At 44.0% G+C, this 21164-nt stretch carries 15 protein-coding genes; 7 read left to right on the top strand and 8 right to left on the bottom strand.

The annotated features are described in order from the left end of the window. Nucleotides 1–12 precede the first annotated feature (12 nt). Nucleotides 13–5256: an SIALI-17 repeat-containing surface protein gene (locus B7725_RS03295; protein WP_084874550.1), complete on the top strand. Its 5244-nt coding sequence runs from the start codon at nucleotides 13–15 to the stop codon at nucleotides 5254–5256. Nucleotides 5257–5325: 69 nt separating this feature from the next. Here the strand turns inward: B7725_RS03295 and mraY are convergent, their stop codons facing one another. From mraY to rsmH, 4 genes are read right to left on the bottom strand one after another with little or no spacing between them, the layout of a single operon-like run. Beyond that, on the bottom strand, nucleotides 5326–6306 hold the full coding sequence (mraY, locus tag B7725_RS03290; RefSeq protein ID WP_084874548.1) for a phospho-N-acetylmuramoyl-pentapeptide-transferase: 981 nt from the start codon (nucleotides 6304–6306) through the stop codon (nucleotides 5326–5328). A gap of 1 nt (nucleotide 6307) precedes the next feature. Then, a complete protein-coding gene (gene pbp2x, locus B7725_RS03285; RefSeq protein WP_084874547.1) occupies nucleotides 6308–8563 on the bottom strand; it encodes a penicillin-binding protein PBP2X in 2256 nt (751 codons plus the stop codon). 3 nt (nucleotides 8564–8566) lie between these two features. Beyond that, nucleotides 8567–8884 carry a cell division protein FtsL gene (ftsL, locus tag B7725_RS03280; protein ID WP_061587541.1) on the bottom strand — a complete coding sequence of 106 codons (318 nt, stop codon included), beginning with the start codon at nucleotides 8882–8884 and terminating at the stop codon, nucleotides 8567–8569. Between the two features lie 10 nt (nucleotides 8885–8894). After that, nucleotides 8895–9845, bottom strand: a complete 951-nt coding sequence (rsmH, locus tag B7725_RS03275; protein ID WP_084874545.1) for a 16S rRNA (cytosine(1402)-N(4))-methyltransferase RsmH — start codon at nucleotides 9843–9845, stop codon at nucleotides 8895–8897. 163 nt (nucleotides 9846–10008) lie between these two features. Here rsmH and B7725_RS03270 point away from each other — a divergent pair, with 163 nt between their 5' ends. The 6 genes from B7725_RS03270 (at nucleotide 10009) to B7725_RS03245 (ending at nucleotide 18742) form a co-directional block, all read left to right on the top strand. After that, the gene (locus B7725_RS03270) at nucleotides 10009–10203 is read left to right on the top strand and encodes a helix-turn-helix transcriptional regulator (RefSeq protein ID WP_001082470.1); all 195 of its coding nucleotides are present in this window, start codon (nucleotides 10009–10011) and stop codon (nucleotides 10201–10203) included. A gap of 15 nt (nucleotides 10204–10218) precedes the next feature. Next, entirely contained in the window at nucleotides 10219–10761 is a 543-nt protein-coding gene (locus B7725_RS03265; RefSeq protein WP_084874544.1) for a DUF3278 domain-containing protein, read from the top strand. 10 nt (nucleotides 10762–10771) lie between these two features. Then, complete coding sequence (locus tag B7725_RS09980) at nucleotides 10772–11113, top strand: hypothetical protein (protein ID WP_084874542.1); 342 nt, start codon at nucleotides 10772–10774, stop codon at nucleotides 11111–11113. Between the two features lie 12 nt (nucleotides 11114–11125). After that, a complete protein-coding gene (locus B7725_RS03255) occupies nucleotides 11126–11704 on the top strand; it encodes a DUF3278 domain-containing protein (RefSeq protein ID WP_045593512.1) in 579 nt (192 codons plus the stop codon). Beyond that, nucleotides 11701–12177 carry a glutathione peroxidase gene (locus B7725_RS03250; RefSeq protein ID WP_084874540.1) on the top strand — a complete coding sequence of 159 codons (477 nt, stop codon included), beginning with the start codon at nucleotides 11701–11703 and terminating at the stop codon, nucleotides 12175–12177. Before B7725_RS03255 ends, B7725_RS03250 begins: the two co-directional genes overlap by 4 nt. Before the next feature lie 343 nt (nucleotides 12178–12520). Then, nucleotides 12521–18742: an alpha-L-fucosidase gene (locus tag B7725_RS03245; RefSeq protein WP_084874539.1), complete on the top strand. Its 6222-nt coding sequence runs from the start codon at nucleotides 12521–12523 to the stop codon at nucleotides 18740–18742. 167 nt (nucleotides 18743–18909) lie between these two features. On the opposite strand, the gene B7725_RS03240 is transcribed toward B7725_RS03245, so the two are convergent. The 4 genes from B7725_RS03240 to B7725_RS03225 form a co-directional block, all read right to left on the bottom strand. After that, nucleotides 18910–19023, bottom strand: coding sequence for an ADP-ribosylation/crystallin J1 (locus B7725_RS03240; RefSeq protein WP_239823767.1), 114 nt, complete (start codon nucleotides 19021–19023; stop codon nucleotides 18910–18912). Nucleotides 19024–19102: 79 nt separating this feature from the next. After that, nucleotides 19103–19396, bottom strand: coding sequence for a DUF5960 family protein (locus tag B7725_RS03235; protein ID WP_049490283.1), 294 nt, complete (start codon nucleotides 19394–19396; stop codon nucleotides 19103–19105). Then, nucleotides 19389–19751: a hypothetical protein gene (locus B7725_RS03230; protein ID WP_084874536.1), complete on the bottom strand. Its 363-nt coding sequence runs from the start codon at nucleotides 19749–19751 to the stop codon at nucleotides 19389–19391. The genes B7725_RS03235 and B7725_RS03230 overlap by 8 nt, the downstream gene beginning before the upstream one ends. Then, the gene (locus B7725_RS03225; RefSeq protein ID WP_084874534.1) at nucleotides 19748–21163 is read right to left on the bottom strand and encodes a Y-family DNA polymerase; all 1416 of its coding nucleotides are present in this window, start codon (nucleotides 21161–21163) and stop codon (nucleotides 19748–19750) included. The genes B7725_RS03230 and B7725_RS03225 overlap by 4 nt, the downstream gene beginning before the upstream one ends. Nucleotide 21164 lies beyond the last annotated feature (1 nt).

Raw genomic sequence — 21164 nt, 5'->3', positions numbered from 1 at the left:
AAGGAGGGTTTTATGAAAAAACACTTTTGGGAGAAATCCTGTCGCTATAGCATCCGCAAACTAACGGTTGGGACTGCTTCTGTTTTGCTGGGGGCTATTTTTCTAGTCAACCACACTGTAGCCGCAGACAGTGTTGAGGTCAAGCAAACTGAACCAACCTCTGTCGAAGCTATCACTAAGCCTGATAGCGAAACCAAAGCAGTTGAAGCTACTGAAACTACAAATCCGTCTCTAGCAGAAAGTCCAGTAGTTTCCGAAAGCAAGCCAGCTGTGGAGACTCCAAAGACAAATAGTCAAGCTAGTGAAGAAGCCATTGTAGAAGCTAAAGAAAATAAGGAACCTGAAAAAGCAGATCAGCCGGTGACAAAGCAAGAAAACTATCAACTCAACTACGATCAACCAACAGCTCCCTCCTATGATGGATGGGAAAAACAAGTCCTTCCTGTTGGAAATGGAGAGATGGGAGCCAAGGTCTTTGGTCTAATTGGCGAAGAGAGAATCCAGTACAACGAAAAGACCCTCTGGTCAGGAGGCCCTAAACCCGATAGCACCGACTATAACGGAGGAAACTATAAGAACCGCTACAAGGTCTTGGCAGAGATACGTAAAGCCCTCGAAGCTGGTGACCGCCAAAAAGCAAAACAGCTAGCTGAACAAAATCTAGTTGGACCAAACAACGCCCAGTATGGACGTTACCTAGCCTTTGGTGATATCTTCATGGTCTTCAATAACCAGAAAAAAGAGCTGGATACTGTAACAGATTATCATCGTGGTTTGGACATCACAGAAGCCACTACGACAACTTCTTACACCCAAGATGGGACAACCTTTAAACGTGAAACCTTCTCCAGCTATCCTGATGATGTCACCGTGACCCACTTGACCAAAAAAGGAAATAAGACACTTGACTTTACCCTTTGGAACAGCTTGACAGAGGACTTGCTTGCTAATGGGAACTACTCTTGGGAATATTCCAACTATAAGAACGGTCATGTCACTACAGATGCAAACGGAATCCTTCTAAAGGGAACTGTCAAAGATAACGGCCTCAAATTTGCATCCTACCTAGGAATTAAAACGGACGGAAAGGTGACTGTTCAGGACGAAACTCTAACCGTTACAGGCGCAAGTTATGCGACCCTCTATCTCAGTGCCAAGACTAACTTTGCTCAAAATCCAAAAACCAACTATCGAAAAGACATTGACCTCGAAAAAACAGTTAAAGGGATTGTCGAAGCAGCTAAGGCCAAAGACTACGAGACACTTAAAAAGGCCCATATCAAGGATTATCAAAGTCTCTTTAACCGCGTCAAACTAAACCTAGGTGGAAGCAAGACTGCTCAAACGACAAAAGAGGCCCTTCAAAGCTATAACCCAGAAAAAGGGCAAAAATTGGAAGAACTCTTCTTCCAATACGGACGTTATTTACTCATCAGTTCTTCTCGTGATCGGACAGATGCCCTTCCTGCAAACCTACAAGGAGTCTGGAATGCTGTAGACAATCCACCTTGGAACGCTGACTACCACCTCAATGTCAATTTGCAAATGAACTATTGGCCCGCCTACATGAGCAACCTTGCTGAAACAGCCAAGCCAATGATTAATTACATTGACGACATGCGCTATTATGGCCGTATCGCTGCCAAGGAATACGCTGGCATCGAATCCAAAGACGGTCAAGAAAATGGTTGGCTTGTCCACACCCAGGCGACACCATTTGGCTGGACTACTCCAGGCTGGAATTACTATTGGGGTTGGTCTCCAGCTGCTAACGCTTGGATGATGCAAAACGTCTATGATTACTACAAGTTCACCAAGGATGAGACTTATCTCAAAGAAAAGATTTATCCAATGTTGAAGGAAACCGCTAAGTTCTGGAATTCCTTCTTGCACTATGACAAGGCCAGTGACCGTTGGGTATCTTCTCCATCCTACTCACCAGAACACGGTACCATTACCATCGGAAATACCTTTGACCAATCGCTAGTCTGGCAATTATTCCACGACTACATGGAAGTCGCCAACCATCTGAATGTCGACAAAGACTTAGTCACAGAGGTCAAGGCTAAATTTGACAAACTCAAACCACTTCACATCAACAAAGAGGGACGCATCAAGGAATGGTACGAGGAGGACAGTCCGCAATTCACCAATGAAGGGATTGAAAACAACCACCGTCACGTTTCCCATCTAGTTGGTCTCTTCCCAGGTACGCTCTTTAGCAAGGACCAGGCTGAATACCTAGAAGCTGCGCGTGCTACCCTCAACCACCGTGGAGATGGTGGTACTGGTTGGTCTAAGGCCAATAAAATCAACCTCTGGGCTCGTCTGCTGGACGGCAACCGTGCCCATCGCTTACTCGCTGAACAGCTCAAATACTCAACCCTAGAAAATCTTTGGGATACGCACGCGCCTTTCCAAATCGACGGAAACTTTGGAGCAACTAGTGGGATGGCAGAAATGCTCCTCCAATCTCATACTGGTTATATTGCTCCATTGCCAGCCCTTCCAGATGCTTGGAAAGACGGTCAAGTTTCTGGCTTGGTTGCTCGAGGAAACTTTGAAGTTAGCATGAAGTGGAAAGATAAAAACCTGCAAAGCTTATCCTTCCTTTCAAATGTCGGTGGAGACTTGGTTGTAGACTATCCAAACATCGAAGCCAGTCAGGTTAAGGTCAATGGCAAAGCAGTCAAGGCAACTACCCTCAAAGATGGCCGCATCCAACTAGCAACACAAAAAGGTGATGTCATTACCTTTGAACATTTCCCTGGTCGCATAACCAGTCTGACAGCCGTTCGACAAAATGGAGTCACTGCCGAACTCACCTTTAACCAAGTAGAAGGCGCTACCCACTATGTCATCCAAAGACAAGTGAAAGACGCGTCTGGCCAAACTTCTGCGACCAGAGAATTTGTAACCAATCAAACCCACTTTATTGACCGATCACTAGATCCTCAACATGCCTACACCTATACCGTCAAGGCTATGCTGGGCGAAGTTTCCACACAAGTTTCTGAACAAGCAACTGTAGAAACCCCTAGTGAATTGATGGATGATCGAGACGGCCGTATCCAGTACGGAGCTGCCTTTGGAAACTGGGCAGACTCAGAATTATTTGGAGGAACAGAGAAATTTGCTGACCTTTCAAAAGGAGACTACACAGACGAAGACCTCACTGCCACCATTCCTTTCACTGGCGTTGGTATCGAAATCTATGGACTGAAATCGTCTGAACTAGGTCTTGCCACTGCTAAAATTGATGGCAAAGAAGTCGGCGAGCTTGACTTCCATACTGCTGGGGCAACTGAAAAAGGCAGTCTCATCGGTCGCTTCACAGGATTGTCTGACGGACCTCACACATTGACTCTTCGTGTTAAACGTGAGCACAAAGGACGTGGTAGTGAGCGCTCGAAAATTTCATTAGACTACTTCAAGATCCTAGCAGGAACAGGCAACACGATTGAAAAAATGGACGATCGTGATTCGCGCATCCAGTATGGCTCCCAGTTTAAGGACTGGTCTGATCCCGAACTCTACGGAGGTACGGAAAAATACGCTGACATCAACAACAGCGACCCTAGTGCAACTTCAGAAGCTCAGGCAACCATTTCCTTTACAGGGACAGGTATTCGTATCTTTGGTTTGAAGAGCCTCGCTCTTGGACGAGCACGTGTTACACTAGATGGCAAAGAAATTTCAAGTCTAGACTTCTACACTTCAGGTGCAACTGAAAAGAGGGCCTTTATTGGTGAATTTACAAACCTTACTGACGGTCCGCACACCCTGACATTACAAGTTGACCCAGATTCGCCAGAAGGCCGCAAGAAAATTTCTCTTGACTCCTTTGATATCATCAAGACTCCAGCTGTTGGTTTAGATAGTCCAAGTATCGCGCCTCTTAAGGAAAATGACAAAGAAATTTCCTTAACCCTACCATCTGGAAACTGGGAAGCCATCGCAGTGACCTTCCCAGGTGTCAAAGATCCTCTAGTATTGCGCAAAGTGGACGAAACACATCTGGTTACAAGTGGAGATCAGACTATCCTATCAGTCCAAGACAATCAAGTTCAAATCCCGATCCCTGAAGAAACCAATCGCAAAGCTGGAAATGCCATTGAAGCTTATACCATTCAAGGAACTACCACAAGCAGTCCTGTCGTAGCTGTCTTTACTAAAAAGGATGAAAAGAAAGTTGATGAGAAGCAACCAACTACAAGCAAGGGGGACGAACCAGCTCCTACTGTTGAAATTCCGGAATATACTGATCCTATCGGAACTGCAGGGCAAGAGGAACCGCCTACAGTGACAATTCCTGAATACACTGACTCTATCGGAACTGTGGGACAAGAAGAAGCTCCTACAGTTGAAATTCCGGAATACACCGATCCTATCGGAACTATAGGGCAAGAGGAACCGCCTACAGTGACAATTCCTGAATACACCGAGCCTATCGGAACTATAGGGCAAGAGGAAGCTCCTACAGTAGAAAAGCCTGAATACACCGAGCCTATCGGAACCGCAGGGCAAGAAGAACCACCTACAGTAGAAAAGCCTGAATACACCGAACCTATCGGAACAGCGGGGCAAGAGGAAGCCCCTACTGTTGAAAAACCTGAGTACACTGACCCTATCGGAACTAGCGGAGATCAGGCTGCTCCGACCCTTAGCCTTCCTGATTATCCAGTTCGAGTCTTGAAAAATAAGGCGACTGGAGTGGAAATCATCGGTGGAGCCAGCGACTTAGAAGGAATTTCTCACGTCTCTAGCCGACGTGTCCTAGCTCAAGAACTCTTTGGCAAGACCTATGATGCTTACGACCTACAGCTTAAAAATCCAACCGATCATAGCTTGCAGCCAAAAGGCTCTGTCTTGGTTCGCTTGCCTATTTCAGCTAACGTAGAAAAGGTCTACTACATCACTCCGACCAAGGAGTTGCAAGTCCTTGATTTCACCGTTCGAGACGGAAAAGTAGAATTCATCACTAATCATTTCAGTACCTATGCTGTCGTCTATCAAGCTGCTGGAACAAGCTCTAACACAGAGGAAAAACCAAGTGGTTCAGATGTAGAAACCTCAGCACACGAGGCTGAACAACTTTCAGCTAGTCCGAGCCTTGCTAAAACTGGATATCATTCTCCTAAAGAAGAACTTCCAGCGACAGGAGAAGCGTCCAACCCACTCCTCTTCTTAGCAGGCCTCAGCCTAGCCCTTACAGCCACTTTTATGTTAAAAGGAAGAAAGGATGACTCCAACTAACCTTTAAGCACACAAAAACAGGATGAAGATCATCTTCATCCTGTTTTATTTTGTCATCAAAAGTTAGTTTTACAGTAGGTATAAAAAGGCTAAGGTCAAGAGACTTGCTAGAAGCCCAACTGACCAGAAGAAAAAGTCAACCTTCCACTCGCTCCAAGGATTGCCCTTGCCTGAGAATCCTCCAAGCTCAAAATGATGATGCACAGGTGTCATACGGAAAATACGCTTTCCACCACTAAATTTGAAGTAGGTAACCTGCATCATAACAGAGCTTGTCTCAAAAACATAGATAATCCCAATCAGCAAAAGGGTCCATTCTTGGTGGAGCGCCATAGAAATAGCTGCCAGCATCCCACCAAGAGCCAAACTTCCCACATCTCCCATGAAGACCTTGGCAGGCTTGTGGTTAAAGACGAAGAAACCAAGCAAACCACCAATCATGGCAAGAATCACAAGAAGAATATCCAGTTGATTTTGCATATAAGCAATCACACCATAGGCCGATAAGCTAATCACTACTGAGATACTAGCCAAGCCGTCGATCCCGTCCGTCAGGTTCACCGCATTTGAAAAGCCAACTAGCCAGAAAAGGGCAAAGAAGATATAGAAAATTCCCAGATGAACTTGGTAGCCAAAAACTGAAAGCATGTCACCACCACGCTCATAAAAGAGGTAGAAAATCACTCCTCCAAGCAACTGGAGAGCAAGCTTTTGCTTAGGATTCAATCCTTCGTTAATCTTACGGAAAATTTTGAGGAAATCATCCAAAAAACCTACCAAACCATACAAAACCAAGATAAACAAAATCATGCCTACATTGTTAGTCAATTGTTGGGTAAAGAGAGCGACAAGGAAGCTCACTACTACTGCAACGATCAGGAAGACAAGACCTCCCATGGTTGGAGTCCCAGCTTTAGCTTGGTGTTGCTTGACATCCTCGTGCATCTGCTGTCCTGTAATCTGTGCTTTTCGATAAAATCGGATAAAGGCTGGAATACCTATCAAGGTCAATAGAAAGGCTAGAACTCCAGCACTAATGGAACTAATCATGTTAATCTCCTAAAGTTATTTTCATTTTTTTAAGGTCTTTGAGAGCAGTATTGGCACGGACACTTTGTTTCTTGACCGTTTTGCCACTACCTTCCCACTCGACTTCTATATTTAGCCATTTGGCAAATGTTTGCACATTTTCATCTGTCCAGCCATACATATCAGGCATTTCTTCGACCTTATCAGATAGGATCAAGATCTGCTGATTAGCTTCCAAATTATCTCCTTCAGAAACCGAGAGCTCCTTGATCTTGGTTCCTGTTCCGATAACGATTGGTTGGACAAGGTTACGACGCAATTCCTCTGCTAGGTCACCCGGAGTAAGGTCCTTGGTAGCTGGCATCGCATAGCTTGTCGTCTTGCTGACCTGATCTAAGCTCTTGGCAGTTGACTGAAGATTGAGGGATTCTTTCATGGCAGAAGCTCGCTCAAGGATCGGGTTGGCAAACTCTCCCAGCTGAACACCCGAATAATGCACTGGCTGTTGCACCGTCACATAGAGGATAAAGTCAGGATTTTCTGCAGGATGCATCGACACAACAGAGAAGATATAGTTGGTTTCACCTGTCAGGTAACCCCCATTCTTCTCATCGGCAATCTGAGCAGTCCCTGATTTCAGGGCGACATTCTGACCTGGAACATTGACATTCGGCTTTCCTATGCTGTGGTTGTACATGGTACCGTAGACAGGATCTGTTCCGACCATGACCATGTGCTCCCGAGTAGAGGACGCTGCTGCTTTTGACACAGGATTTCCGACAATTTCCTTTTGAGACTTACGGACAGACTGGTCATTTGGATCATAGAGGGCACTGATAAATTTCGGCTCCAACATAACCCCATCGTTGGCAATAGCTGTAAAAGCACGAAGCATCTGGGTCTGGGTGACAGAGATCCCTTGTCCAAATGCACTCATGGCAATATTGACAATGTTATCAGCAGGTAATTGACCTGTGTACTCATCTGTCAGACCAAAACGGGTCGGTACTCCAAACTTAAAGCGGTTAAGGTAGTCCAACCAGGTTGCATCTCCCATCTTTTGCTCAAGCAAGGTCATCCCGATATTACTTGAGTGGGCAAATCCTTGAGAGAAGGTCATGGTGCCACCACTAGTCAATCCTTCATTGACGTCCCAGTCTCGAATAGTCGCATCAGCTATTTTCAATTCACTACTGTTAAAGTACTCGCCACCAGGGAAGGTATTGTTATCAATAGCTGAGGCCAACATCATCACCTTCATAGTTGATCCTGGCTCATAGTTACTTTGATAGAGGATATCACGCCAGACAAAGTCTTTTGTGATGCCATCCTTGGTATCAGCATTGAAGGTCGGCCGTTGGGTTGTAGCCAGGATTTCCCCTGTCTTAGCGCTGACCAAGGTAGCCGTCATATACTTGCCTTTTACCTTTTCCTGAAAGGCATCCATCTGGGTTTCCATAAAGGATTGCAAGGGACTAGAAAGGGTTGTGTACACATCCTTTCCATCTACTGTTTGTTGGGAAGCTTGATCGGTACCCGGAACGATGTTTCCCAGACGATCCTTCTCATAAGTGATAATCCCATCTGTACCTGCCAGAATGCTATTTAAAGAACTCTCCAATCCAGATGTCCCAATCAAGCTCTTGGTGCCATCCTCATTTTCATGGAGTTGTGCTAAACCGATAAAGGAAGAAGCAAACTGTCCATTGGGATAACTACGATTAGGGCTGGTTGTAAAGTCAACCCCCTCGACACCAGCAGTTCTGAGGTCGTTTTTAATGGCCATCATATTGGCATAGGTAATCCCATTTCCCTTGGTACCAAAGGATACCTGTTTTAGATCTGGCTGAGAAAGCTGTTCTTTGACATAGGACTCCTCCATATCCAGATACTTATGGAAAATTTCAGCTACCTTATTAAATTGAGAATCCTCTACATAGAGAATTTTGCCTGTTGCTGACTTGTAGGTCTTGTCAATAATAGCATAGATATTATAAGATGTCGCATCCTCTGCAATAGGTGTCCCATTTCGATCATAAATGGTCCCCCGCTTGGCTGGAATCGTCTTGGTTGTTTGGTGAACCTTTTTGGCTTCTTGAACCAAGTCCTTACCAAATTTTTTACCCGTTCCGATAATGACCGCAAAGTTGACCAAAAAGACAGCGAAGAGTATGACAGCCAATAAACTCAGGCTTTTTCCTACTCTTCGACGGTTTTCTTCTGGAGATTTGCGATTACGAACGGCATAACGGATGATTTTTTCTTTCCACTGTTTCATTTCTTACTCCGTTGCTCGGATATTTTCGTTATTCAGCTGCAAATCCTTAGAGTTTGCAATTTCTTTCAAACGTTCTGAACGAATCAATTCATTGACCTCTTGCTTGGCATCATCTAGCTCGGTTTTCTTTTCTTCGATTTGAGCATTGACCTTGGTTAATTCATTCTGAACTTGTAGTAGCTTGGTCTGCATAAACACAACGCTAATTGCCAGGATAATCATTGTTGCAGCAATCGAAACATAGAAGGCCTTTTCCACACGTGAAAAACCCTTAAACTTCGTTTGCAATAACTGGCTTGTTTTTTCGATTCTTTCTGCCATGTTTTTCCTCTTACTTGTGAATTTTTCTAGCCACGCGCAACTTGGCTGAATGCGAACGGTTGTTGGCTACTAGCTCTTCGGCACTTGGCAAGATCGGCTTACGGGATACCAATTCCATCTTGGGCTTAAGATCATCTGGAATGAAGGGCAAGCCTTTTGGAACTTCCACTGTAGAAGCTTCCTTAAACAACTGCTTGGTCAAGCGATCTTCCAGCGAATGAAAGGTAATGACCGAGATTCTACCATCCAGAGCCAACATGTCCATGGCCTGCTGGATGGATTCATCTGCCGCACCCAGCTCATCATTGACTTCGATTCGGATAGCCTGGAAAATCTGCTTGGCAGGGTGCCCCTTTTTCTTGAGCTCCTTGGCGGGCTTTGCTGACTTGATAATCTCTGCCAACTCCGTCGTCGTCTCAATGGGTTTCACCTCACGCGCTTGCTCAATCTTACGGGCAATCTGTTTAGAAAATTTATCCTCACCATACTTGAAAAAGATCCGAACTAAGTCATGATAGTCATAATGATTGACCACCTCATAAGCCGTCAGACTAGCTTCCTGATTCATCCGCATATCCAGTGGCGCATCCTTTTTATAAGAAAAGCCACGTTCACGCTGATCTAGCTGAGGACTGGACACTCCCAAGTCATAACAAATTCCATCAATTTCCTGGACACCAGCCTCCTGCAAACGTGCCTGCAAATGACGGAAGTTATCCTTGATAAAGGTTACCATCCCCTTTTCGATATAGGGTGCCAACCGTTTGTGCGCATTGTCAATAGCATTCTGGTCCTGGTCAAAGGCATAGAGATGCCCTTTTTCGCTCAATTTACTTAATAAATATTCACTATGTCCTGCTCCACCCAAAGTCGCATCAACGTAGATACCGTCAGGTTTTACGTCAAGCATATCAATCGTTTCATGAAGCAAGACCGTTACATGATGAAATTCTTTTGTCATATCTTATCTATTTTACCACAAATCTGACCAGCTTGCACTTGTCAGACAAGGCTAAGTTTCTTCGAAAAAAATTCCCCCAAAAAATGTCATATATACTTGACATCCCATCTCCAAAAGAATATACTATAGTCAAATATATGCGACATATCAGAAAGGAGCCCCTATGAATCGTGTCAAAGAATTCCGTAAGGAACTGGGCATTTCCCAGCTCGAGCTCGCCAAGGATATCGGTGTCTCGAGACAGACCATCAACATGATTGAAAACGACAAGTACAATCCAACCCTGGAACTCTGTCTCAATCTCGCCCGCAGCCTCCAAACTGACCTCAATAGCCTCTTTTGGGAAGACGATTTTTAAAAAAGGAGCAAACAAATGAAAAAAGAAACTCTCACTGAAAAACTCATCAAACGCATATACGGTATTTCTGGTCCCCTTGACGAACACAAACGGCGCGAGGCCGATCGTATCGGGAATCAGGTCTTTATTGTCCTCTTTTATCTGATGACATTTGGCAATCTTATCCCGCTCGTTCTTGCCTATAAATACCCGCAAATTGTCGCTATCGGCTATCCTCTCGTGGTGTTTGGCATTTCGATGATGGCTGCCCTCTATGTAGTCTCTCAAACCAAGAAAACGGGCATCACAGCTATTGATCCCGAAATGCTGAGTCAAAAAGAAAGTAAACAGCTACATTTTCCGGGTCTAAAAGCCGGTCTGATCTACGGCATAGCGATATTTTTTATAATGCCACTCATCGATACCCTAACCAGTGAAAATCCAAATTTCATCAGTTCTCTTCTGAATTCAAAACATATTTTAAAAACTATACTGGGAGCGTTCTTTTTTGGACTGATGATGCAAATTATCGTCTCTCTTCGCATTCAAAAGGCCAAAAAAGACCAAGAAGACGACTAGGAGGTACCTTATGAAATCACTAGCTAGACTACTGATCATTCATGTTTTTATCAGTATCTTTATTACCTTTTTCCTACTTTCTGGACATATTGAGCATCCTTTCTTGATTATCTTTCTTTTATTCCTTCCTGTATTGAACAAGGGACAGAGATTCCAAAAAATCCAATCAAAAAAAATACGTCTTCTAAACGCATCTCTCTGTTTTACCCTCGTATCCTTTCCACAACTTTTAACAAATCCTAGGGATTGGAGATACCTGGTATTTCTAATAATCTGTATCATTTTTAGTTTGGTTTACTTCTATACTCTCTATCAACTCTTTAAAGAAGTCAATCAAAAATCGCTCATTTAGGAGATTACTCCCATGAAAAAAGAAGATTTCACCACTCGCTTACTCAAACTATTCTTTCACATACAAGGCCCCTTTGATGAATGCCGCCAAGAGATAATCTACAGGGCAGGTGCCCGTGCCTTGATCCAAATCGTTTACTCCTCTCTCCTACTCTTCCTGTTCTATCTCCTATTTGGACGCTTCATAGAGTTGGTGCGAGATGCCATGCCCTACCTCTATTTTGGACTTATCTTCGTCCTCTCATCTAGGGCGAGACTAGCAGTTCGCGACTTACATTTGGACAAGGATGACCCGTCCGAAATCCATCACAAAAGCTACAGCAAAAGTCAAATCAACCTTCGTAGTTGGGGTGTATTTTTCGGTATTCTAATTGGTTTATTTACTTTGCTATGTTTCCATAAACTCTATGTCCAACAAATTCCTCTTTCTATTTTTTTAGAAAAACTTTTTCAAACAGATATCCTCATCCCTTTACTGGTATTTGGTTTGAGTATTGCTGCTATCTTTGGAACTATGGTTAATGCATTTCTATCACTACAGGAGGAAAAAACTCCTAACAATCGCAATCCTAAGGAGAAAATAAATCAATGACCTCATTATACGATTTCTCAGTCTTGAACCAAGATGATCAAGAAACATCACTTAAAAGCTATCGTGGCAAAGTTCTTTTGATTGTCAACACTGCTACTGGATGTGGTTTAACGCCCCAGTACCAAGGGCTCCAAGAACTCTATGAACGCTATCAAGATCAGGGCTTTGAAATCCTAGATTTCCCTTGCAATCAGTTCATGGGACAAGCACCCGGCAGCGCAGAAGAAATCAATAGCTTCTGTAGCCTACACTATCAGACAACTTTCCCTCGCTTTGCCAAGATCAAGGTCAACGGCAAGGAAGCAGATCCTCTTTATGTTTGGCTAAAAGACCAGAAATCTGGTCCTCTAGGAAAACGAATCGAATGGAATTTTGCTAAGTTTCTCATTGGCCGAGATGGGCAAGTCCTTGAGCGCTTCTCTTCCAAAACAGACCCCCAAACCATCCAAGAGTTTATTCAAAAATTACTCTGATTTCTTTTTAAAACGCATCCTTTCATTTAGTTTGAGTCCTGAAAGGATGCGTTTTTTCTTTAAAAAGTAACTGATTTTCTTTAATTTATATTTATTTTTTTGCTTTTTGCTATTGCAATTCTTTCATTAATTTAGTATATTTGTTATATTAAAAACTTTTAGTCATTTTAAGGGAGAAATGGCCTATTAAATTTTTTTATCTTAAAATGAAAGCGCTTTATACAAAGGAGGTAAGGTGGCTTACAAATTATCAGAGAGTTGTTTTCCTTAAATCAAGTTGTAACCAAGTCAGACTTGGGCTCGGGCAGTAGCTGACTGCCTTTCTAAAAACTAGGAGTATATTATGAATCGATACCTTTTTGAAAAAGGGCAAACATTTAGCATTCGGAAGTTGACTGTAGGTGTGGCCTCTGTTATCGTCGGACTGGCATTTTTTGCTTCTGGAACTGTGCGTGCAGACGAAACGTCTCCTACCACGACATCCAATTTAGATCAGCAAATTAAACAAGTAGCAGATATAGAAGAGACCAAGGCTGAACCAGTCAAAGAAGAAGGCCGTGTAGAAGCTGAAAAGCAAGAAACACCTGCTGCCGATACCAACAGTGCTGACTTGCTCCCTGAAGACATTCAGGACCGTGCCTATCCCGACACACCTGTCAAAGAACTCGATACGACTACTATCGTTGACCAGAAAGCTAGTCCAAAAGTAGAAACTAAGAGCATTCTAAAGGACAAGGAAGAAGCGCCAAAAGAAGCTGAAAACGAAAACCGTGCTATCATTAACGGTGGACAAGACCTCAAACACATTAACTACGAGGGGCAACCTGCAACTGCTGCCACTATGGTTTACAGCACTTACAATGCAGGAGAGCAACGCTACCTCGTTTCAGGATCTGGTATCTTTGTAGCACCTAATTTGATTCTTACCGTTGCTCATAACTTCCTAGAGGCCAATAAAGAAACTGGCGAAGGTCACATTCGTGGTGGAAAATCTGCCCAGTTCTACTATAACGTTGGTTCAAACAGCGAAAAGAAAAACTCACTGCCATCTTCTGGAACTACGGTTCTATTTAGAGAAAAGGACATCCATTTCTGGAACAAGAAGGAGTTTGGAAAAGGCTATAAGAACGACCTTGCTCTTGTAGAAGCTCCTATTCCTCTTCCGATTGCTAGTCCAAACAAAGCAGCAACCTTTGCACCTTTAGCGGAGCACAAGACGCATCAGCCGGGAGAAGCTATTAGTACGATTGGCTACCCAACAGACTCGAGCTCAAAAGAGTTGAAACAACCTATCCTAGCTGGTCAGCTTTACAAGGCAGATGGGACTATTCGATCTGTTGAGTCCTATGATGATAAGGGAACGACCGGTATCACCTACCAAACCACTTCTGTATCTGGTTTGTCTGGTGGTGGGATTGTAGATAGCCAAGGAAAAGTTCTCGGTGTTCACCAACACGGAACCGTTGACAATGGTGTTCCTGAAAAAGATCGCTTTGGTGGCGGACTCGTCCTTTCACCTGAACAGCTGAAATGGGTGAAGGACATGATTGCCAAACATGGCGTGAAAGGCTGGTACCAAGGTGATAACGGAAATCGTTACTACTTTACCGATGAAGGACGTATGCTTCGGAATGAAACTGCTGTTATCGGAAGCAACGAATATTCCTTCAACCAAGATGGGATTGCTACCTTGACCAAGGGAGTTGAATACGGTCGTGTTGTTATTCAACACGAAGACGAAGAAGGAAATCCTGTCAAAGATAATGATACCTTCATCGAACAGACAGCTGTTGATTCTCCATTTGACTACAATTTCAAAAAAGAAATCGAGAAAACGGACTTCTATCAGAAGAATAAAGATAAATACGAAATTGTATCCATTGATGGTGTAGCGGTCAATAAACAACTAAAAGATACTTGGGATGAAGATCACAATGTTGTCAGCAAAGCGCCTGCCGGTACACGTGTCATCAAAGTGGTCTATAAAGTCAACAAAGGCTCTTTCAAAGTTTACTACCGTCAAAAAGGAACAAGTACTGAACTAGCTGAGGCGACAGTTGATAACAATGAAGGCCAAGAGTATGATGTTTCCTTTGTCAACACCTTCCATGCAAAAGACATTGCTGGCTACCGTCCAGTTAAGGCTAGCTTGGAAGCAAGAATCCAGCAAAAAGGGGTGAATGAGGTCGTCTTTGAATACGAGCCAATCGCTGATACAGCCAATCCAACAACTCCGGCTCCTCCAGTTTCTCATCCAGAAGATAAAGAAACTGAGATTGGCAATCATGGACCTCTTCCAAGCAAGGCCCAACTCGATTACCACAAGGAAGAATTGGCAGCCTTCATCCACTACGGAATGAACACTTATACCAATTCTGAATGGGGAAATGGGAAAGAAGACCCTCGATACTTCAATCCAACTAACTTGGATACTGACCAGTGGATCCGTACTCTGAAGGAAACGGGCTTCAAACGGACCATTATGGTAGTTAAACACCACGACGGTTTCGTTGCTTACCCTTCTAAGTATACGAATCATACCGTAGCTGCTAGTCCATGGAAAGATGGAAAGGGTGACCTTCTCGAAGAAGTTTCCAAGTCTGCTAGCAAGTACGACATGAACATGGGTGTTTACCTATCACCATGGGATGCCAACCATCCAAAATACCATGTCGCAACCGAAAAAGAATACAACCAATATTATCTCAACCAACTGAAAGAAATCCTTGGCAATCCGAAATACGGAAATAAAGGGAAATTTATCGAGGTTTGGATGGACGGTGCGCGTGGTAGCGGTGCCCAAAAAGTAACCTATACTTTTGATGAGTGGTTCAAATATATCAAAGAAGCTGAAGGAGATATCGCCATCTTCTCTGCTCAACCGACAAGCGTTCGCTGGATCGGAAATGAACGTGGTATCGCAGGTGACCCTGTCTGGCATAAAGTCAAGAGAGCTAAGATCACAGATGATGTAAAAAATGAATACCTCAACCATGGCGACCCTGACGGTGATATGTACTCTGTAGGGGAAGCCGACGTTTCGATCCGCTCGGGCTGGTTCTACCATGACAATCAACAGCCGAAATCACTCAAAGAGTTGATGGATATCTACTTCAAGTCTGTTGGTCGTGGAACCCCACTCCTTCTCAACATTCCACCAAACAAAGAAGGAAAATTCGCAGATGCGGATGTGGCTCGCTTGAAGGAATTCAAAGCAACCCTAGACCAAATGTATGCGACTGACTTTGCCAAAGGTGCCACTGTAACAGCAAGTTCTACTCGTCAAAACCACCTTTACAAGGAAAGTCACCTGACAGACGGTAAAGATGATACTAGCTGGGCGCTCTCAAATGATGCCACAACTGGTAGTTTCACAGTCGATTTAGGACAAAAGAGACGCTTTGACGTTGTCGAACTCAAGGAAGACATTGCCAAAGGTCAACGTATCTCTGGTTTCAAGATTGAAGTTGAAATCAACGGACGTTGGGTGACTTACGGGGAAGGTTCAACTGTTGGTTACCGTCGCTTGATTCAAGGTAAACCTGTAGAGGCACAAAAAATTCGTGTGACCATCACAGGAGCACAAGCTACACCAATCTTGACCAACTTCTCAGTCTACAAAACGCCAAGTAGTATTGAAAAGACAGACGGCTACCCTCTTGGACTTGAATACCACTCAAATACAACAGCAGATACAGCCGGTACAACTTGGTACAATGAATCTGAAGGCGTTCGTGGCACTTCTATGTGGACCAATCAAAAAGATGCCAAAGTCAGCTATACCTTCACAGGAACCAAGGCTTATGTCGTCTCTACAGTCGACCCAGGTCATGGAGAAATGTCCGTCTACGTTGATGGTCAAAAAGTTGCGGATGTGCAAACTAAGAACAGCAGCCGTAAACGCAGCCAAAAAGTCTTTGAGACAGGCGATTTAGCACCTGGTCAACACACTATTACCCTTGTAAACAAAACAGGCGAACCAATTGCTACAGAAGGGATCTACACCCTAAACAATGATAGCAAGGGAATGTTTGAACTCGAATCTACCAACTACGAAGTCGAAAAAGGAAAACCAGTCACTGTTAAGATTAAACGTGTTGGTGGAAGCAAGGGAACTGCTACTGTTCGCTTCATCACAGAACCTGGAACTGGGGTTCACGGTAAAGTTTACCAAGATACAACTCAAGATGTGACCTTTAAAGAGGGAGAAACAGAAAAGACTGTTACCATCCCAACGATTGACTTTACAGAACAAGCCGACTCTATCTTTGACTTTAAAGCCAAGCTCACTTCTGTTTCTGATGGTGCCCTGCTCGGTTTCGCTACCGATGCAACCATCCAAGTGATGAAAGCTGAATTGCTGATCAAGGATCAAACAAGTTATGATGACCAAGCTAGTCAGTTGGATTACAGTCCTGGCTGGCACCATGAAACCAATTCGGCAGATAAATACCAAAAGACGGAGTCTTGGGCTTCCTTTGGTCGCTTAACTGATGAGCAAAAGAAAAAAACAACTGTCACAGCCTACTTCTACGGTACTGGACTTGATATCAAGGGCTATGTTGATCCAAATCATGGTATCTACAAAGTCTTCCTAGATGGCAAAGAAGTTCCTTACCAAGAGGGCATGGGAAATGCTTCGACTATTGATGGCAAGAAATACTTTAGCGGTCGTGCAGCCCAACGCCAAGGCAATCAAACTCTGGTCAGCCTAAAAGGTCTGGACGAAAACTTGCACGCAGTCACCCTTCAACTAGATCCTGATCGAAACGATTTGTCTCGAAATATCGGTATTCAGGTAGACCAATTTATCACTCGTGGCGAAGGCAGTGAACTCTACAGCAAGGCAGATATCATCCAGTCTATCTCTAAATGGAAGGATGATCTGTCCAACTTTGATCCAGCAGGCTTGAAAAATACGGCTACTGCGCGCCAAGCTTTCCAAGCAAATCTAGAAAAATTGAGAAACCAACTCAGTGCTGATGCAGTAGATGTTCAAGAAGTCATGTTGACGGTCAGTGCCCTACAAGATATCCTATCCAAGGATGAGAACTATCAAAGAGGTCAAGAGGAGCCTAGTCCAGAGCAACCGGAACAGCCAGAAGAACCTGAGAAACCTGATCAGCCTGAGCAACCAGCTGAACCAAAACAACCGGAAATTGAGTATGATAAGGCTATGGACAGCTTGACAAAAGCTATCGAGAAAAAAGTCGCTGAGCTTGGATCCAACAAGGAAGCTAAGAAGAAATTATTAGAAATTGCTGACCAAGCCATTGCTGCAATCCAAGAAGCTAAAACTCAGGAAGCAGTCAATCAAGCGCTAAAAACTGCTCTCGAACAAATCAGCAAGCTCGAAGCAACTCAGCCTGAAAAGCCTGCTCAACCAGAAACTCCAGTTCAACCTGAAAAACCAGCTCAGCCTGAGAAACCTGCTGAACCTGAAAAACCAGTTCAGCCTGAAAAACCAGTTCAGCCTGAAAAACCTGCTCAACCGGAAAAACCTGCTCAGACTGAAACTCCAGTTCAACCGGAAAAACCTGCTGAGCCTGAAAAGCCTGCTCAGACTGAAAATCCGACTCAACCTGAGAAACCAGTTCAACCGGAAACTCCAGCTCAACCTGAGAAACCGGCGCAACCGGAAAAACCTGCTCAACCTGAGAAACCGACTCAACCGGAAAAACCGGCGCAACCGGAAACTCCAGCTCAACCTGAACAACCTGCTGGGCCTGAAAATCCCGCTCAACCGGAAACTCCAGCTCAACCTGAAACCCCAGCGCAACCTGAAACTCCAGTTCAACCGGAAAAACCGGCGCAACCTGAGAAACCAGCGCAACCTGAAACTCCAGTTCAACCTGAACAACCTGCTCAACCTGAGAAACCAGCTCAACCGGAAAAACCGGCGCAACCGGAAACTCCAGCTCAACCTGAACAACCTGCTGAGCCTGAAAATCCCGCTCAACCGGAAACTCCAGCTCAACCTGAGAAACCAGCGCAACCGGAGAAGCCGGCTGAACCTGAGAAACCTGCTCAGCCTGAGAAACCAATTACGTCTTCAAGTCCTGAGGAAGGGGTTAAAGACCTTGTCTTTACACTTCCAAGCTTGGAAATCGTCAATAAGGTCGTACCGTTCAAGACTATTCGTCACGAAAACCCACAATTAGACAAAGGAAAAGAGCATGTTCTATCAGAAGGAAAAGGCGGTCTTTTAGTTGAGTATGTTGAAGTGGACGGTGACAATCGCAAGGTTCTCCAAACAGAAGCAACTCCAGCTCAAGATCGAGTGATTGAGGTAGGTAGCAAACAAAGCTCAGTTGGTACAGAAGCGCCACCAGTTGTGACTCTTCCTGAGTATGTTCTACCAAGAGAGACTGAAAAACCGACTCCAGCCGTAACAGATAATTCATCAGCAAAAGATGAAAAAGCTCCTGTTACAGCTACGGTCAAAGAAGAAAAGGAAAAAGAACTCCCTGCAACTGGGGAACAAGAAGCAACTGCCTTCCTCTTCTTGGCAGCCATTACTTCAATCTTGTCTCTCCTCATCTTCCAAAAGAATTTCAAAGACTAATAACCCTCTTTGATTGATTCTTTCTAATTATTCCGTTCCCCCGTTGAGAAGACCATTTGGTCTTCTCTTTTTCTATCTATAAAATAAAAAAACATCCACAAATGTACATGGATGTTTTGGTATGACTCTATAAAGTAAGATGATCATTGAGAATAGCTGTTCTCAAATCAAACTACGTTTTCAAAGAAACGCTCATCCAAAAAAGAGAGTACCCCTTGTCTTATCTCATCAGAACTACCATCATAAGTTTCTGCAAGAACTCCACAAATATAAGATGGCATTTCGAATTCCAACACCATGAGATTTTCTGACGTTCAAAAGCCATCTTTCCTAAATCAAACTTTCCTCTTCCACACCTAGTCACTGACTACTATTTTTGAGTCCAGCATATGCATAGGTTCGATTTCTGGGACACTCTTTTTCCGTCACCACCCTAAAATAAAAGCGATGCTCCCGCCCATCCTTGGCATTTTCCTTGTTTAAGACAAAGTAGTTCTTCTGATTCATCGCCATGGTGCGTAGGATATCATCGATCAAAAAAGTCAAGGGAACATTCATAGCAGAGTATTTTTGAAAATCCTCTTCAAAACGAATATAGGCATCTGAAAAATAATCCATCTGCAGTTTGTTTTCATACAACTCTTTTCTAGTCATACACTCCCCCCTCCCACAATCGAATTTCTAGGACATCTGCTACCTCTACCAGCCTATAGCCCTCACTTGTCCTAATAGATAGAGTTTGAGGTGATAATTCGCTCACCTTACCGATGATCGTCATTTTTTGCTTTCTTTCCTTGACAACAAAACATCCCTTTAATTGACCAACATAAAGCTGAGAAAGCAGGCGTAGCTTCTCAACTAAATTCAAATTCGTCGAAAAATCAACACGATTTTTTTCTTCACCAAGCGAGCTAGTATGCTCTGAGAGGAAAAAGCCCATCCACTTCTGCATCCCTGGATCTTGATAGTCTCGCGCAGATTGAAAAGGTAAATAAGAACGATCAATCATTGTAATCCATCTAATCCTCCAGCAGAATGCCCACCAATCAGCTTGCTTCTGGCAAGACTCCTAGAGGCTTCTTCCAGTGCATTGGCCTTTAAGAGAGAGGTAAAACCAAATTGTTCCCGAATGGCATCAATAGCCGTCTGGAGCCTTTCTTCTTTTTCTAACTTGTCAACATCATCAAAGAGGGAGATCAAGCCAAAGGACTCATCCACAAATCCTGAATAGTTGACTCCGACACTTCTGACCGCTCCAGAAGTGTATTTGCTATGAAATAGCTTCAAAACATAATCCGTTAAGACAGCTGTATTATTGGTCGGTTCGACCTTCATTTGTGTATGAATAGACGGCCTGACCTCCTGTTTAGAGAAACCAACATAGAGAGAGACAAGGGTTGTTTTCTTTCCCGCCCTTCTCAGTCTAATAGCCACCTGCTCCGCCATTTCTCGGAGAATAATTTCGATATCCCGTAGCTTCACGTAGTCTCTCGGCAAGATTTGAGAATTTCCTAATCCCTGAGACTTGGCTTTATAGGACCTGTGAACATTGCTTTCATCAATCCCGTTAGCATGAAACCATAAACGCAGGCCAGCCTGACCCAGAGCTTTCTTTAATTGGTCGGGATTGCTGGTTGCCAATTCCTTGATGGTAAAAATCCCCAGAGCATGCAAGCGTTTCTCCATCAGCCTGCCAATCCCCCAAAAATCCGTCATCTTGGGAATGGCCCAGACCTTCTCTTCCACATCCTGATAAGACCAGTTGGCCCTCATGGTCGGAGTGTGCTTGGCCTCATTATCCAACGCCAACTTGGCCAGTAAGGGATTGGCATTGGACATACCCACCGTAGAGTAGATCCCTGTCTGCCTCCAAATATCCCTCTGGATACGAGCAGAAAGCATATCCAGCTTGTCTTTGCGAGAAATCTGCCTGTCTGAGATGAAATAATTGAGCGAACTAGTCAGGTCAATAAAGCCCTCATCGATAGAGTAGGGATAAATATCATCTGGACTACCATAGTTTTGAAAGATTCGCTGGATTTCCATATTGACTGCGATGTACTCGTCCATCCGAGGAGGGACAATCAAGGTAACTTGGGCCCAATCTTCAATATAGCGCACATAGTCTGAATCTGTAGGCAACCCCTGCTTTCTGGCATTATAGTAGGAAAATTTGCGCGTTTTGATATCAAAAGGCAGATCATAGGCCCGACCAACATTGGACTTGCCAAAAATCTTCTTAAACATGGGAGAGGAAGCTAAGATAAGGCCAGTCGAATTATCCGCGCGACTCATGACACAAAGCGAAGTCTTCAGCGGATGCAAGCCCCTTTTCACACACTCGACACTGGCATAAAAGGATTTCATATCGACAAAGGCAATATCACTCTTGGGCTCTCTGGAATAATCAAAGTAGCCCATA

The organism is Streptococcus oralis subsp. tigurinus, assembly GCF_002096275.1.
GTDB lineage: Bacteria > Bacillota > Bacilli > Lactobacillales > Streptococcaceae > Streptococcus > Streptococcus oralis_CN.
The sequence above is the reverse complement of the archived record's forward strand: the minus strand, read 5'-3'. Positions and strand labels throughout refer to the sequence as shown.

Coding starts and splice junctions, on each gene's coding strand:
- B7725_RS09980 (WP_084874542.1), top strand. CDS start 10,772: ATGAAATCACTAGCTAGACTACTGATCATTCATGTTTTTATCAGTATC.
- B7725_RS03240 (WP_239823767.1), bottom strand. CDS start 19,023: ATGCCATCTTATATTTGTGGAGTTCTTGCAGAAACTTATGATGGTAGT.
- B7725_RS03255 (WP_045593512.1), top strand. CDS start 11,126: ATGAAAAAAGAAGATTTCACCACTCGCTTACTCAAACTATTCTTTCAC.
- B7725_RS03295 (WP_084874550.1), top strand. CDS start 13: ATGAAAAAACACTTTTGGGAGAAATCCTGTCGCTATAGCATCCGCAAA.
- ftsL (WP_061587541.1), bottom strand. CDS start 8,884: ATGGCAGAAAGAATCGAAAAAACAAGCCAGTTATTGCAAACGAAGTTT.
- B7725_RS03265 (WP_084874544.1), top strand. CDS start 10,219: ATGAAAAAAGAAACTCTCACTGAAAAACTCATCAAACGCATATACGGT.
- B7725_RS03250 (WP_084874540.1), top strand. CDS start 11,701: ATGACCTCATTATACGATTTCTCAGTCTTGAACCAAGATGATCAAGAA.
- B7725_RS03270 (WP_001082470.1), top strand. CDS start 10,009: ATGAATCGTGTCAAAGAATTCCGTAAGGAACTGGGCATTTCCCAGCTC.
- pbp2x (WP_084874547.1), bottom strand. CDS start 8,563: ATGAAACAGTGGAAAGAAAAAATCATCCGTTATGCCGTTCGTAATCGC.
- mraY (WP_084874548.1), bottom strand. CDS start 6,306: ATGATTAGTTCCATTAGTGCTGGAGTTCTAGCCTTTCTATTGACCTTG.
- B7725_RS03245 (WP_084874539.1), top strand. CDS start 12,521: ATGAATCGATACCTTTTTGAAAAAGGGCAAACATTTAGCATTCGGAAG.
- B7725_RS03235 (WP_049490283.1), bottom strand. CDS start 19,396: ATGACTAGAAAAGAGTTGTATGAAAACAAACTGCAGATGGATTATTTT.
- B7725_RS03230 (WP_084874536.1), bottom strand. CDS start 19,751: ATGATTGATCGTTCTTATTTACCTTTTCAATCTGCGCGAGACTATCAA.
- B7725_RS03225 (WP_084874534.1), bottom strand. CDS start 21,163: ATGGGCTACTTTGATTATTCCAGAGAGCCCAAGAGTGATATTGCCTTT.
- rsmH (WP_084874545.1), bottom strand. CDS start 9,845: ATGACAAAAGAATTTCATCATGTAACGGTCTTGCTTCATGAAACGATT.